Source organism: Microbispora sp. NBRC 16548 (assembly GCF_030268985.1).
GTDB classification, from domain to species: Bacteria; Actinomycetota; Actinomycetes; order Streptosporangiales; family Streptosporangiaceae; genus Microbispora; species Microbispora catharanthi.
Genome location: NZ_BSSF01000009.1, coordinates 317,184 through 331,230, shown reverse-complemented (window position 1 = coordinate 331,230; position 14,047 = coordinate 317,184). Strand labels below are relative to the sequence as shown.

Annotated in this window: 10 protein-coding genes and 1 pseudogene; 5 read left to right on the top strand and 6 right to left on the bottom strand. The window is 73.2% G+C overall.

Annotated features, from left to right (window positions below; genetic code table 11):
• Positions 1-11 precede the first annotated feature (11 nt).
• Positions 12-956, top strand: coding sequence for an aldo/keto reductase (locus tag QSK36_RS26020; RefSeq protein ID WP_183543400.1), 945 nt, complete (start codon positions 12-14; stop codon positions 954-956).
• Positions 957-1,009: 53 nt separating this feature from the next.
• On the opposite strand, the gene QSK36_RS26015 is transcribed toward QSK36_RS26020, so the two are convergent.
• The 3 genes from QSK36_RS26015 to QSK36_RS26005 all read right to left on the bottom strand — a co-directional run bounded on the left by QSK36_RS26015 (position 1,010) and on the right by QSK36_RS26005 (position 3,812).
• A complete protein-coding gene (locus tag QSK36_RS26015; protein ID WP_225898814.1) occupies positions 1,010-1,705 on the bottom strand; it encodes a response regulator transcription factor in 696 nt (231 codons plus the stop codon).
• A 94-nt stretch (positions 1,706-1,799) separates the two neighbouring features.
• Positions 1,800-2,888, bottom strand: a complete 1,089-nt coding sequence (locus QSK36_RS26010) for a sensor histidine kinase (RefSeq protein WP_183543402.1) — start codon at positions 2,886-2,888, stop codon at positions 1,800-1,802.
• A gap of 42 nt (positions 2,889-2,930) precedes the next feature.
• Positions 2,931-3,812, bottom strand: coding sequence for a UbiA family prenyltransferase (locus QSK36_RS26005; RefSeq protein ID WP_182900637.1), 882 nt, complete (start codon positions 3,810-3,812; stop codon positions 2,931-2,933).
• A gap of 363 nt (positions 3,813-4,175) precedes the next feature.
• On the opposite strand from QSK36_RS26005, the gene leuA reads away from it, so the two are divergent.
• The 4 genes from leuA to QSK36_RS25985 all read left to right on the top strand — a co-directional run bounded on the left by leuA (position 4,176) and on the right by QSK36_RS25985 (position 10,936).
• Positions 4,176-5,909, top strand: coding sequence for a 2-isopropylmalate synthase (gene leuA / locus QSK36_RS26000; protein ID WP_285784200.1), 1,734 nt, complete (start codon positions 4,176-4,178; stop codon positions 5,907-5,909).
• A 92-nt stretch (positions 5,910-6,001) separates the two neighbouring features.
• Positions 6,002-8,800: a helix-turn-helix transcriptional regulator gene (locus tag QSK36_RS25995; RefSeq protein WP_285784199.1), complete on the top strand. Its 2,799-nt coding sequence runs from the start codon at positions 6,002-6,004 to the stop codon at positions 8,798-8,800.
• Positions 8,801-8,870: 70 nt separating this feature from the next.
• Complete coding sequence (locus QSK36_RS25990) at positions 8,871-10,187, top strand: APC family permease (RefSeq protein WP_285784198.1); 1,317 nt, start codon at positions 8,871-8,873, stop codon at positions 10,185-10,187.
• Between the two features lie 107 nt (positions 10,188-10,294).
• Positions 10,295-10,936: a phosphatase PAP2 family protein gene (locus QSK36_RS25985; protein ID WP_285784197.1), complete on the top strand. Its 642-nt coding sequence runs from the start codon at positions 10,295-10,297 to the stop codon at positions 10,934-10,936.
• Here QSK36_RS25985 and QSK36_RS25980 read toward each other — a convergent pair.
• The 3 genes and pseudogenes from QSK36_RS25980 to QSK36_RS43745 form a co-directional block, all read right to left on the bottom strand.
• Positions 10,899-11,561 (bottom strand): response regulator transcription factor, encoded by a 663-nt coding sequence (locus QSK36_RS25980; RefSeq protein WP_183543408.1) that lies wholly within the window; start codon positions 11,559-11,561, stop codon positions 10,899-10,901. The two genes, QSK36_RS25985 and QSK36_RS25980, sit on opposite strands and share 38 nt — an antisense overlap.
• A 41-nt stretch (positions 11,562-11,602) precedes the next feature.
• Positions 11,603-13,237, bottom strand: coding sequence for a sensor histidine kinase (locus QSK36_RS25975; protein ID WP_285784196.1), 1,635 nt, complete (start codon positions 13,235-13,237; stop codon positions 11,603-11,605).
• Positions 13,238-14,044: pseudogene (locus QSK36_RS43745) on the bottom strand (site-specific integrase); the annotation flags it as partial.
• Positions 14,045-14,047 lie beyond the last annotated feature (3 nt).

Below are 14,047 nucleotides of genomic sequence, written 5' to 3'. Positions count from 1 at the left end.
CGGGTGGCGTCATGCGGCGCGTGAGCCTCGGCGGGCAGGGCCTGGTCTCCACGAGCCTCGGGCTCGGCTGCACCGCGCTGACCGGCGCGTACGGCCCGGCCGACCCCGATGAGGCGATGCGGGTCGTCCTGCGCGCGCTCGACGGCGGCGTGTCGCTGATCGACCTGATCGACGCCGACGGCGAGGCCGAGCGCCTGGTCGGCAAGGCCGTCGCCCACCGGCGCGACGAGGCCCTGATCGCGGCCGGCCCTGGTGCGGTTCGATGGGACGGTGCGGCCCGATGGGAGGGGCGAGACTGCGTCTCCCGTCCCGAGGACCTCGGCCGAGCCTGCGACGCGTCGCTGGCCCGCCTGGGGATCGAGCGGATCGACCTCTTCGTGGTGGACCCCGGCGCGACCGGCGCGCCGATCGAGGAGACGATGGGCGTGGCCGGCCGTCTCCAGGACGCCGGGAAGATCGCGCACATCGGCGTCCGCGGGCTGGACGGGCACCGGTTGCGGCGCGCGCACGCGGCGCGGCCCGTCGCCGCCGTCGCGGTGGAGTACTCCCTGTGGCAGCGCCGGGCGGAGCGGGAGCTGCTGCCGTTGGCACGCGAGCTGGGGATGGGCGTCGTCGCCGGCAGGCCGCTCGGCCGGGGCTTCCTGACCGGCCGGATCACCTCGCCGGTCCAGCTCGGCCCGGGGGACGTGCGCCGTCTGGACCCGCGTTTCTCCCCGGAGAGCCTGGAAGCCGAGCTGCTGCGGCTGCGTGACGCCCAGCGGGTGGCGGCCGACATGGACGTCGGCATGGGCCGGCTGGCCATCGCCTGGCTGCTGGGGCGGGGCGGCGACATCGTTCCGGTGCCGAGCACGCGCGACCTGGTTCACCTGGAGATGAACCTCACCGCGACCGGCATCCTGCTGCCCGAGCCGGTCAAGGCCCGCCTCGCCAGGGCATTTCCTCTGGAGGAGGACTAACTGCCCGCCTTTGGAGGAGGAGGACTGAGTTTCCCCTGGAGGAGGGCTGAGGTTCAGGGGAACGAGCGCTGCCCCCGCAGGCCGGGGGGGTTCGGCCGGGGGCGGGGCGCGGGCTGGTCGCGGCGCGGTGAGATGAGCGAGGCGGCCAGCGCCTTGTTGACCGCGTCGATCCGGGAGACCGCGCCGAGCTTGGTGAAGATGTTGTGCAGGTGCCGCTTGATCGTCGCCTCGGTGAGCGTGAGCCGGGTGGCGATCTGGTAGTTGCTCAGCGCCTGGGCGGCGAGTTCGAGGATCTCCCGCTCCCTGTCGGTCAGCACTACCTTCGACCCGCCCCCCTGCACCTGGGCGAAGGAGTCGCGCGAGACGGCGAGCACGAGCCGGTCGGGCTCGGTTCTGACGCTCCTGACGGCCGAGATCAGCTCCTGGCGGTGCACGCTCTTGAGCAGGTAGCCGCGGATGCCCGCCGCCAGCAGGCGGCTCAGCAACTGCGGGCCGTCGTACATGCTGAGGATGATGATCTGCGACTCGGGCGAGATCGTGCGCATGCGGGTCACGGTCTGCGTGGCGTCGTCGCCGGGGATCTCGACGTCGAGGAGGACCACGTCGGGCCGCTCCCGCTCGACCAGGGCTACCGCCCCGTCGGAGTCGCCCGCCTCGCCGACGACCTCGAAGTCGTCCTGGGCCTCCAGGATCTCGCGCAGGCCCTCCCGGAACAGCGCGTGGTCGTCGACGACGGCAATGCTGATCATTTTGTCCGATTCGCTCATTTTGCCCCCTCGCCTGGCGGTTCGGGGTCGCATGAGCGAACCGCGCTGTGTTGCTTGATTCGCTCGCTACGCTCACTCATGCGGTGAGCCCCGAGAAGGGCACGTACAGTTCGACGTGCGTGCCGTTGCCTGGCCTGCTCGTGATGGTGGTCGTCCCTCCGATGATCGCAGCGCGTTCCTGCATCGACAGCAGGCCCACCCCGTCCGACCGCCTGCCCCCTTCCGCGAAGCCCAGGCCGTCGTCTTCCACCGACGCTCGCAGCTCGTGGGGGGCGAAGTCGACCCGGATCAGCACCTTGGTGGGGTTGCCGTGCTTGAGCGCGTTCCTGGTCGCCTCACGCAGGATGAGGAAGGACTCGTCGCGCACGGTGGGAGAGGCCCACGTCTCGTCCCCGCTGACCCGCAGCCGGATGTCCACCTCCTCCATGTCCACGGTCTCGAGGTAGTACAGCAGGGCCTTCTCCAGGCTGTTGAGCGGCTCCTGCGGGTGCAGTTCGCTGGTGACCGCGCGCAGGTTCTGCATGGTCTCCAGGATGGCCTGCTGGGCGGTCTCCACCTTGGCGGTCGCCGTCGCGGGCTTGCTCGCCCGGTGCAGGTCGTACAGCTCCAGTTGCCGGTGGGCGACGCTGAGGCCGTGCCCGAGCCGGTCGTGCAGTTCGCGGGCGATCCGGCGGCGCTCCTCGACCTGGGCCTCGTGGACCTTGTCGAGCAGGAAGCTGGAGTAGCTGGCCGAGGCCTCCCTGATCCGTGTCGTGATGCTGCGCTCCAGCCCCAGCACGACCAGCGTGAGCAGCTGCATGGACTCGGCGTCGCCGGGCATGCGCTCCAGCAGGCAGGTCACGACCGCCTGGAACCACACCGACGCCGCGCGGAGCGACTCGTCCGGGTGAACCCCGCTCGCCGCCCTGGTCGCCCCCACCTCCCACGCGATGATCTTGTGGGAGTCGCCCACCCTGATGCTGCCGGCCCGCAGCGTCTCCGCGACGTCGTCGAGGATCTGCTCCGCGTTCGCCAGCGCCTGCCGCAGGGCGATCGGATCGCGGCTGATCGGGCTGTTCAGTGCCGCCAGGTTCCGTGCGTACGCTTCCAGAATCTCGGAGCGATGTGCTTCGAGGAAACCCTCGAAGTCCGGGACCGCCGGTCCCAGTTCTTCATCTCCCGCCAATGGACCCTCCGAGAGGAAGCGGACGAGTGCCTCCATCCTGGACTAAGCCGCACGCCCAGACAATAAGAATTGTGACACCAGCGGGAGAAGAACAGCCAAATGCACAGCGTATTGCGTCGTCATGAACGCCCGGTAGGGCAGGCGGCGGCGCACCCGGGACCCCCGGGAAAGCGGAGTAAGAGTGACGACGACGAGCAGCGACGCGCCGGTGAGCATCGCGGCCGGCGCCAAGCCGAGCGGCGCCCGCAATAGCAGCGCGACCGCGCAGAAAGCGAGCGCGACGGAGGCGGCGACCGCCGACAGCAGCAGCCTGACCGGCCATTCTCCGCGGCTCACCGCGAACGTCACGCGCCCGGCGGAGCGGTCGCCCGCGATGTCGGGCAGGTCCTTCGCCGGTGTGCCGACCAGGCCCATCCACAGCGAGGCCGCGACGGCGAACGCGGGCAGCGCGATCACCGCCTGCCCGGTGGGGCCGGTCCCGCACGAGGTGTAGCCCGCGCAGTAGGAGAGAAGGCCGGACAGGCCGCCGACCACCACCGTGGCGCTGGACCACTTCTTCAGCTGGAAGGGCGGCGCCGAGTAGAGGTAGCCCAGCGCGAGCACCGCCGTCACCAGCCAGATCATCGCGCCGCCGAGCAGCAGCGCGCCGAGCAGGGCGGCCGCCGCGGCGGCCCAGGCGATGACCCGGGCCAGGCCGGGGTCGAGGTCGCCGCGGGCGATCGGCCGGCGCGAGCCGTTCACGCGGTCCTCCCGCACGTCCATCACGCCGTTGAACAGGTAGACGAAGAAGATCGCGCACTGCCACACCAGAGCCCCCGCCACCAGGCGGAACGGGTCGGCGGGGGCGAGTCCGGCGTCCAGGGCCGCGCCGGCGGCGAACCGCAGGAAGAAGATGGCCAGAACGGACGGGCGCGCCTCGGTCACGCACATTCCGAGGATTCGGAAAGGCGAAATCGAAATGGCCGGGAATGCTGCTCTGCTGATCGACATGACTCGGAGTATGTGTCCGGTTCAGGGGTGCGTTAAGAGGGCCGCCCGGGAGGTTGTACCGGGTCTACAACTTTCGATACCCCTACCGATCGTACGGGTGACACGGGGCGCACTCTAGTTGCTTCTCCCTTGCCCCTTGACCAGGGCGCTTGTAGCTTCGGCAACGTACCGGTCAGCGAATCACCAGCAATTTGGACGGCCTTCCGGATGGGAGTCGGCGCGATTCGCGGACAGCTTTTCGGAAAACGGTCGGTCGCGAATTCGGTGGCAAGGTCGCCGATGAGAAAGGAATTCCTCATGAGCAGCTCTCCTTCCCGTTACTCGGCCTTCACCCCCGTCCGCCTGGCGGACCGGCGCTGGCCGGACCGGACGATCGAGGCCGCCCCGCGATGGCTGTCCACCGACCTGCGCGACGGCAACCAGTCGCTGGTCAACCCGATGAGCCCGGAGCGCAAGCTCGCGATGTTCGACCTGCTCGTACGGATGGGGTACAAGGAGATCGAGGTCGGGTTCCCGGTGGCGAGCCAGGACGACCACGACTTCGTGCGCATGCTCATCGAGCAGGACCGGATCCCCGACGACGTGCGGATCTCGGTTCTGGTGCAGGCGCGGGACGAGCTGATCCGGCGGACCGTGGAGAGCCTGGCCGGCGCTCCCCGGGCCAACATCCACCTCTACAACGCGACCGCCCCGCTCTTCCGCCGGGTGGTCTTCGGCATGACCCGCGACGAGTGCAGGGACCTCGCCGTCGAGGGCACCCGCCTGATGATGAAGTACGCCGAGGCGACCCTGGGCGACTGCGACCTCGGATTCCAGTACTCGCCCGAGCTGTTCAACGAGACCGAGCCCGAGTTCGCGCTCGAGGTCTGCGAGGCGGTCATGGACGTGTGGCAGCCGGAGGAGGGCCGGGAGATCATCCTCAACTTCCCGACCACGGTGGAGCGGTCGCTCCCGCACGTCTTCGCCGACCAGATCGAGTGGCTCGACCGCAATCTGTCCCACCGCGAGCACGTCTGCCTGTCGATCCACCCGCACAACGACCGTGGCACCGGCGTGGCGGCCTCCGAGCTGGCGCTGCTGGCCGGCGCCCAGCGGATCGAGGGCTGCCTGTTCGGCAACGGCGAGCGGGCCGGCAACGTCTGCCTGGTCACGCTCGGCCTGAACATGTACACCCACGGTGTCGACCCCGGCATCGACTTCTCCGACATCACCGAGATCCGGCGCACTGTCGAGTACTGCAACGAGATGCAGGTCAGCCCCCGCCACCCGTACGGCGGCGACCTCGTTTACACGGCCTTCTCCGGCTCCCACCAGGACGCCATCAAGAAGGGCTTCGACGCGCTGGTCGTGGAGGCCGGCGAGGCCGGCGTCAGCGTGGACGACCTGCCGTGGCGCATGCCGTACCTGCCGATCGACCCCAAGGACGTCGGCCGCACGTACGAGGCGGTGGTGCGCATCAACAGCCAGTCGGGCAAGGGTGGCGTGGCCTACATCCTGAGCGCCTGGCACGGGCTCAACCTGCCCAAGAACCTTCAGGTGGAGTTCGCCCGCGTCGTGCAGGCCCATGCGGACGGCTCGGGCGGGGAGATCACCCCGGCCGTCGTCCGCGACCTGTTCGACGAGGAGTACCTGTCGCGGACCGAGATCACCGTCCCGCTCGGGCTCGGCGGCAGGCCGCTGCAGACCACGTTGTACGTCGACGGCGCGCGCTTCGACGTCGCCGGGCCGCGGGCCGACGCCATCCGCACCCTGGGCGCCCGGCTGGCGGTCTGGAACGTGGACGTGCAGATGGTCCACCGCACCGGCGTGGAGGCCGCGGCCGGGAGCGCGGAGGACCGGGAGGTCGCGGTCTACGCCGAGTGTGTGATCGACGGGCGGCAGGTCTGGGGGGTGGGCCTCGACCACGACGTGGTCGCCGCGTCCTTCGCGGCCGTCCGCTCGGCGCTGGCCCGTGCCGGCGAAACGGACGCGGAAGGCGCGGGAGAGCGGGCCGACGAGAGCGTTTCGGCGCGAATGACGCTGGTCGGCTGAACGCGGATCGACACAGAACCTTTACAGAAGTCACGGCAATTGTGAAACCGGCCGGCGCGGCCGAGAATCGAACGGAATTCGGGAGGCTCATTATGGCCCTGGTGGAGCGGGAAGAGGTGTTGGCCTCCCTTGAGGACATGCTGGCCGACGCCGTCACCGGCAGAGGAAAGATCGCGATCGTCGGCGGGCCCGTCGCGACGGGGAAGACCGCACTGCTCAACACTCTGGTCGAGGACGCGCTGGAGCACGGCGCCCTGCCGCTGACCGCGACCTGCTCGCAGTCGGAGTCGGGACTGGCGCTGGCCGTGCTGTCGCAGATCCTGCACAACGCGCCGCTCACCCCCGACGAGGAGGAGCGCACCCGCAACCTGCTGCACGAGGGCGCCCGCTGCGCCATGTCGGCCGACCCGCTGGCCGACTACGTCGACCAGGTGGACGCCCACATCGTGCACGCCCTGTGCATGGTGCTGCTCGAACTCGCCGAGCGGCACCCCCTCATGATCGTGGTGGACGACATCCAGCACGCCGACCGCGCCTCGCAGCTCTGCCTGGCCTACCTCGCCCGCAGGCTGCGCTTCGCCCACATCCTGGCGATCTTCAGCCAGTCGGAGGAGTCGTGGAACGCCCCGTCGCTGTTCCAGACCGAGCTGCTGCGCCAGCCGCACTGCCGCCGCCTCCCGCTGTCGGCCCTGTCCCGCGAGGGCGTCGAGATCATGGCCGCCGACATCGTGGGTGACGACGTCGCCCGGCGGTTCGCCGCGGACTGGCACGCGGTCAGCGGCGGCAACCCGCTGCTCGTGGGCGCGCTCATCGAGGACCACCTCGCCGCGACCGACGCGGGAGGCGCCCCGGCCGAGAGCGAAGCGGTGGCGGAGCCGGACGAGATCGTCGCGGGCGACGCCTACCGCCAGGCGGTGCAGTCGTGCCTGCGCCGCGGGCACCCGCTCGCGGCCCGCGTCGCGCGGGGCCTGGCGGTCGCCGGCGACCCCGGCCACCTCGACCGGCTGCTCGACCTCGACGCCGGCGTCGTCGTCCAGGCGCTCAACGCGCTGCACAACGCCGGGCTGGTCGGCGCCGACCTGCACCTGCGCCACCCCCAGGCGCGCGCCGCCGTGCTCGCCGACCTCGACCGGCACGAGCGGACGGACCTGCACCGCAAGGCCGCCGAACTGGCGTACGGCCAGGGCGCCCCGGCCGCCGTGATCGCCGAGCACCTGCTGGCCGCCTCGCACAACGGGGGCTCGTGGGCCGTACCGATCCTGGAGGAGGCGGCCCGGCAGGCGCTCAGCGAGGGACGCGTCGAGCCCGCCGTCGACTACCTGCGGCTGGCCGACGGCGCGTGCACCGACGACCAGCGCCGGGCCACCATCAAGACGACACTGGTGCGGGCGGAGTGGCGGCTCAACCCGAGCGCCCCCGCGGCCCACCTCGACGAGCTCACCGACGCCATGCACCGCGGCCACCTGCGCGGCTCCGACGCCGTCGTGCTGGCCAAGGCGCTGCTGTGGCACGGCCGCTTCGACGACGCCCGTGACGTGCTCGACCACCTGGGCAGGATCGGCTCGATCATGGACGCGGAGACCGTGGCCGAGATCCGCGCCGTCCGGCCGTGGCTGCGCTGCTCCTACACGCCGTTCCTGGCGCACATCCCGAGGGTCACCGACATGAGCACGCAGGCGCCGCCGTCCGCGCCGGTCATCGGCCGGCTGGAGGCCGCCACAGCGCTCGCGGCGGTGCTGACCAAGGGCCCGCACCCGCAGACGCTGGCCGACGTGGAGCGCATCCTGCGCGGCTCCCGCCTCGACGACATGTCGATGGACGCCGTCGAGTGCGCGCTGCTCGCGCTGATCTACGGCGAGCGGTCCGACCTGGCGGCCCCCTGGTGCGACCTGTTCTTCGAGGAGGCCGCCAGCCGGCGTGCCCCCAGCAGGCAGGCCCGCCTCGCGGCGCTGCGCGCCGAGATCAGCCTGCGGCAGGGTGACCTGGAGGGCGCGGAGGGCCTCGCCCAGATGGCCGTACGGCTCATCCCGCCGACGAGCTGGGGGGTCGCGGTCGGCGGTCCGCTGTCGGTGCTGCTGACGGCGGTGACCGCGATGGGCCGGTTGGACGAGGCCGTGCAGCTGGTGAACCAGCCGGTGCCCGAGGCCATGCTCCAGACCCGGTACGGCCTGCACTACCTGAACGCGCGGGGCCGCTACCACCTGGCGACGGGCGACCTCGGCATGGCGCTGCGCGACTTCCAGACGTGCGGCGAGCTGATGGGCTCCTGGAGCCTCGACTCGCCGGGGCTCGTCTCCTGGCGGACGGGCGCGGCCGAGGCGCTGATCGGCATGGGCCGCGCGGAGCGGGCGCGGCCGCTGCTGGACGAGCACGTGGCGCGCTGCGCCCCCGGTCCGGTCCGCGCCCGCGGGACCGGCCTGCGGTTGACGGCCGCCGCGAGCGAGCCCAGGCAGCGTCCCCCGCTGCTGCGGCGCGCCGCCGACATGCTCCAGGCGAGCGGCGACCAGTACGAGCTGGCCCGGGCCCTGGTCGACCTGGCCGACGCCTACCAGGCGGTGGGAGAGCTGCGCCGCGCCCGTACGGTCGCCAGGCAGGCCCAGCGGATCGCGGAGGAGTGCGAGGCCGTCCCGCTGGTCAACGCGCTCACCCAGGGCGGTCCCGGGCAGCCGGCCGAACCGCCCCGCACGGAGAGCGGCCCGGGGACGCTGAGCGAAGCCGAGCGCCGGGTGGCCTCGCTCGCCGCGGTCGGATACACCAACCGCGAGATCGCCGACAAGCTGTACATCACGGTCAGCACGGTCGAGCAGCACCTGACCCGCATCTATCGCAAGCTCAACGTCACCCGCCGTTCCGACCTGCCCGCCAGCCTCGAGTTCAGCACCTCCGCCTGAGACAGCTCCACGACCTGGGCCGGCCGGGTGTTCCCGGCCGGCCACTTCCCTGACTGGAAGGTGAACGCGCATGACTCAGCCGAGCGTCACCCCTGCCGCCCCACCACCGGCCGCCACACCCGCCGCCGCACCGGCGGGCCGCCTCACGGCGGCCCAGGGCACCGCCATGTACGTCGGCGCGGTGCTCGGCACGGGCGTCATCGCCCTGCCCGCGCTCGCGGCCCAGGCGGCCGGGCCGGCGTCGCTGCTGGCCTGGCTCGGCCTGGTCGTGCTGTCGGCCCCGCTGGCCGCGGCGTTCGCCGCCCTCGGCGCGCGCCACCCCGACTCCGGCGGCGTGTCGACCTACGCCCGCCTCGCCTTCGGGGACCGGGCCGCGGTCGTCGTCGGCTGGTGCTTCTACTTCGCGATCCCGCCCAGCGCCGCCGCCGCGGCGCTGTTCGGCGGCGAGTACGTCGCCGCGGCGGTGGGCGGCGGGACCGGCACGGCGACGCTGACGGCGGCGGGGCTGATGGCGATCGTGACCGTGTCGAACGCCTCCGGTCTGCGGGTGACCGGCCGGGTCCAGCTCGGGCTGGCCGGGCTGCTCGTCGCGTTGCTCGTCGTCGCCGTCGCGCTGTCGCTCCCGCACGCCGATGTGGCCAACCTGCGGCCGTTCGCTCCGCACGGCTGGACGGCCATCGCCCCGGCGGCGGCCCTGCTCGTGTGGAGCTTCGCCGGCTGGGAGGCGATCACGCACCTCGCCGCCGACTTCCGCAGGCCGTCCAGGGACCTGCCCAGGGCCGCCGCGGCCGCCGTCGTGCTGGTCGGCGTGCTGTACCTGTCGGTCGCCTTCGCCACCGTCGCCGTTCTCGGCCCGGCCGCCGGAGGCGCGCGGGCGCCCCTCGGCGACCTGCTGGCCCTCGGTCTCGGCGGCAACGCCCGGCTGCTCGCCGCCGTGGCCGCGCTGCTGCTGACGCTCGGCGCGATGAACGCGTACTGGGCCGGGGCCGCCAAGCTCGGCGCGGCCCTCGGCCGCGACGGCGCCCTGCCCGGCTGGCTCTCCCGCGGCAGCGTCGCCGGGGAGGTGCCCCGGCGCAGCCTCGCGGTCGTCGCCGTGCTGTCCTTCCTGGCGCTCGCCGTCGTGTACGCGGCGGAGACGGGCATCCGTCCCCTGGTGCTGATGACCAACGGGTCGTTCGTGGTGGTCTACGCGATCGGCGTGGCGGCCGCCATCCGGCTGCTGCCGCGCGGCCGGGCCAGGGCCGCCGCCCTGCTCGCGCTCGTGGCGGTCGCCCTGCTGGTCGCCGCGTCGGGCGTCTACCTCCTCTGGCCGCTGCTTGTCGGCGGCGCCGCCCTGGCGTACGCGCGGTTCACCCGCAGGGGGGCGGCCGTCCCGGCGGAACATTGACGAAAGTGAAGGGTCACCGGCGACTTTCCGCGAGTGCCCGCCGTGCGTCCGGTTCCTAGGGTCGAGGGGCCGGACGGACCGGCGGGAAGCAGCACGGAGGGGAACCGGTGGGCAACGAGATCGAGGACGTCCCGGACATCAGCGCCGAGTGGTATCGGGAGGTCACGGCGTTCGCCCTGCACACCCCCGCATGGGTGCGCGACGCGGCGGGGATCGCGACGGACGCCGTCCCCGCGATCCTCTTCGCGTTCCTCGTCTTCGGCTGGTGGAGGGCGCGGCGGGGGGATGACCGCAGGATGGCGCTCGCCCTGCTCGCACCGGTCGCGGTGGTGACGGCCTACCTCGCGAGCGAGGGCGTCAAGAGCGTCCTGCGGCTGCGGCGCCCCTGCTGGGACCTGGCCGACGTGGTCACCGTGGCGCACTGCCCGCCGTACGGCGACTGGTCGCTGCCGAGCAACCACGCGACCTTCGCCGCGGCGGCGGCCGTCGCGCTGGTCGCCCTGTGGCGCGGCATGGCGGTGGTAGCGCCGGCGCTCGCGCTGCTGGAGGCGTTCTCCAGGGTCTTCGTGGGCGTCCACTACCCCCACGACGTGGCGGCGGGGCTGCTGTTCGGCGCGCTGATCGCCCCGCTGGTCCTGCTGGCCCTGCGGAACCCCGCGACCGCCCTGGTCTCCGCGATGCGGCGGCGCCCGGCGCTGGCGGCGGTGCTGACTACCGCCCGCCCGCCAGTCCCGCCTCATGGGCGATGACCGCCGCCCGCACCCGGTTGGGCACGCCGAGCTTTCCCATGATCGTGCTCACGTAGGTCTTGACGCTGCCCTCGGCGAGGTGCAGACGGGCGGCGATGCCCGCGTTCGACATGCCCTCGCCGACCAGGGCCAGCACCTCGCGCTCCCGGACGGTCAGCGCCGCGACCTGCTCCCGGGCCGCGGCCGAGCGCGACAGCCGGTCGCCGGCGAGTCCCCGGATGACCCGTGCGGCCACCGGCGGCGACAGGTACGCCCCGCCCTCGGCCGCCGCCCGCACCCCGAGGGGGAACTCGCGCGGATCCCCGGTCTTCAGCAGGAATCCCGCCGCGCCGTCGCCCAGCGCCCGCGCGACGTAGGCGTCCTCGCCGAAGGACGTCATGATCAGTACGGCGGTGCCGGGGGCGGCCCTGCGCACTTCGGCCGCGGCGGCCAGCCCGTCCAGGCCGGGCATCCGGATGTCGACGAGCGCGACGTCGGGCCGGTGCGCCAGGACGGCGTCCACCAGCTCACGCCCGTCGGCGGCCTCGGCGACCACCTCGATGCCCGGGTCCGCCGCCAGGATCGCCCGCACCCCGGCCCGGATCACCGGTTCGTCGTCGGCCAGGACCACCCGGATCGCGTGCATGCCTTGATGGTACGGAAGCGTGGAAGGTCTCCGGGTGCTGCTCAGGAGGGCAGGAAAGCCTTGGCGACCAGGCGGCCCCCGGCGAAGCACAGCCGGTAGAGCTTCAAGTCGCCGAACGGCTCGGGGCTGGTGCTGTAGTAGCGGCACCGGGCGCCCGGCGGGATCGGCGGCTCGGGCCACGACGGATCGTCGATCCTGGTCCTGGCCGGCAGCACCGCCGCGACCTCGGACTCGGCCTGCCCGACCCGCAGCTTCGCGAACTCGGCCGGCGGCAGGACCGAGGTGACCGCCTCGTAGACCGTGAACCCCAGCACGAACGCCGCCACTCCGGCCGCCGCGGCCAGGCAGACCAGCGCCGCGGCCAGCCGTGTACGGCGCACCCGCCGCCGGGCCAGCGCCAGATCCAGCTCCACGGGCCGCGACGCCGTTCGCGGGGGAACATGCGAGGGGACATGCGGGTGGACATGCGGGTGGACATGCGGGGGAACGGAGCGCGGGAGCCGTACGGTCAGGGTGAACCCGCCGTCGGCGGGGCCGCTCTCCAGGGACCCGCCCTGCAGGCGGGCCCGCTCCGCCAGCGCCCGCAGTCCGTGTCCGCCGGTCACGCCGCGCCCGGGCTGGTGCGGCGCGGCGTTGGCGACGGTGACCACGGTCTCGCCCTGCGCGTGCGCGAGCCGTACGGTGACCGGGGCGCCGGGCGCGTGCTTGGCGGCGTTGGTCAGCCCCTCACGGACGACCCGCCGCACGGTGGCGAGCGCGGGCGCGGGGATCCGCGTCTCCTCCTGCGCGCCGTGCAGCGTTACCGGCAGTCCGGCGGCTGCGGCGCGCCGGACCAGTTCGCCCACGCTCTCCTCGGGCGGGTGCGTCGTGTCTTCATGCGCCGTGTCTTCATGCACCGTGTCTTCGAGTTCCGGGCCGGGGTCGTCGCCGTCCCTCAGCACGGCGACGATGTCGCGCAGGCGCTCCGCCGCGGCGGTGACCGCCTCGCGGGCCTCGCCCGCCGCCCGGCGCCGGCTCTCGGGAAGGCCGGCGTCGACCTCCAGGGCCCCGATCCGCAGCGCGACCAGGCTCAGGTCGTGACCGAGCAGGTCGTGCATCTCCCTCGCGATGGTGGTCCGCTCCCGCAGCCTCGCCTGCTCGGCGACCATGCGCCGCTCGCGCTCCAGGTGCCCGGCGCGTTCCCAGCCCGCCCTGGTCAGGGCCAGGCTCTGGTGCCTCGCGTGGCCCGCGAGCCACGGGACGAGTCCGAACAGCGCGATGCCCGTGACGGCGAAGAACCACGCGCCCAGATCCCACTGCGCCGCGAGGAGCCACCGTACGAACGGGACGACGGCGGCGGCGACCACCGCGGCGGCCGACAGGCCGAGCAGGGCGGGCCTGGCCCGGGCCATGCGCACCCCGGCCAGGTAGCTCGTCACCGCCAGGGCCGGGAAGAAGACGGTGGGGTCGCCCCGCACGGCCACCGAACCCGCCCACAGCGCGGCCGTCACGAGCATCGCCCCCAGCGGCCGGGGCCGGGCGAGCGCGACGGCGACGCCGATCGTCGCCAGGCCTGCGATCACCTCGGGCCAGGTGTACCTGTCGGCCAGGATGTTCGTGAGGCCCGCCCACAGCGCCGGCAGGCCGAGGACGGCCCAGAGCAGGACGTCCTTGAGGTATGCCGCTTTCCTCCCCACTCAGGCAACGGTATCCGCAGGTCGCGGGGCCCTGACGAATCCGTGCAGGGTCCGCGCGCTGGTGTGGCCGGACAGGGACATGAGCATCGGCGCCGACCAGCCCTCCTCGCCGAGGTGGGCCAGGCGCGAGTGGCGCAGGCGGTGCAGGGTGGAGCCGCCGCCCTCCGGGTCGAGGTCACCGGTGGCCCGTTTGAACAGGTACTCCGCCCGCTCGTACGACAGGCGGCCCCGGCCCGTGTGCGGGCACAGGTCGGCCGCCGCGGGCATGCGACCCGGCCCCGGCCTGCGGTCGGCGAGGAACAGCGGGCCCCGGCGGCGGTCTCCGACGAGGAGGGGCAGGAGCGCGGCCGTGCCGGACTGCCAGCGCAGCCAGTGCCCTCTGGCCTTCACCTCGCCGCGCATGCCGGGCAGGTCGAGGTCCTCCACGTTGAGCGAGAGCGCCCACTCTGCCGGGGCCGCGCTCTCGTACAGCAGCAGCCACAGCGTGCGCTCGCGCAGCGAGATGTCCGGCCGCTTCCACAGGCTCTCCAGCCGCGACCGGTCGATGGGGCGGGTGCGGGGGCGGGGCTCGGGCCGCCGGTCGAGCGGGGCGGCGAGGCCGGCGGCGGCCCAGCCGCGCTCGGCCGCCCACGTGGCGAACGACCGCAGCGCCGCGCGGTGCCGGTTCCAGGTCGCGGCCGCCGCCGTGCCCCACGCCGCGGCGAAGACCTCGGCGACCCGGTGGGACGTCACGTCGCGCATCGGGGCGTCCTCGCCGAGGTGCCGGCACAGCCGCGTCAGGGTCTGGTTGTAGGAACGGACGGTGTCGGC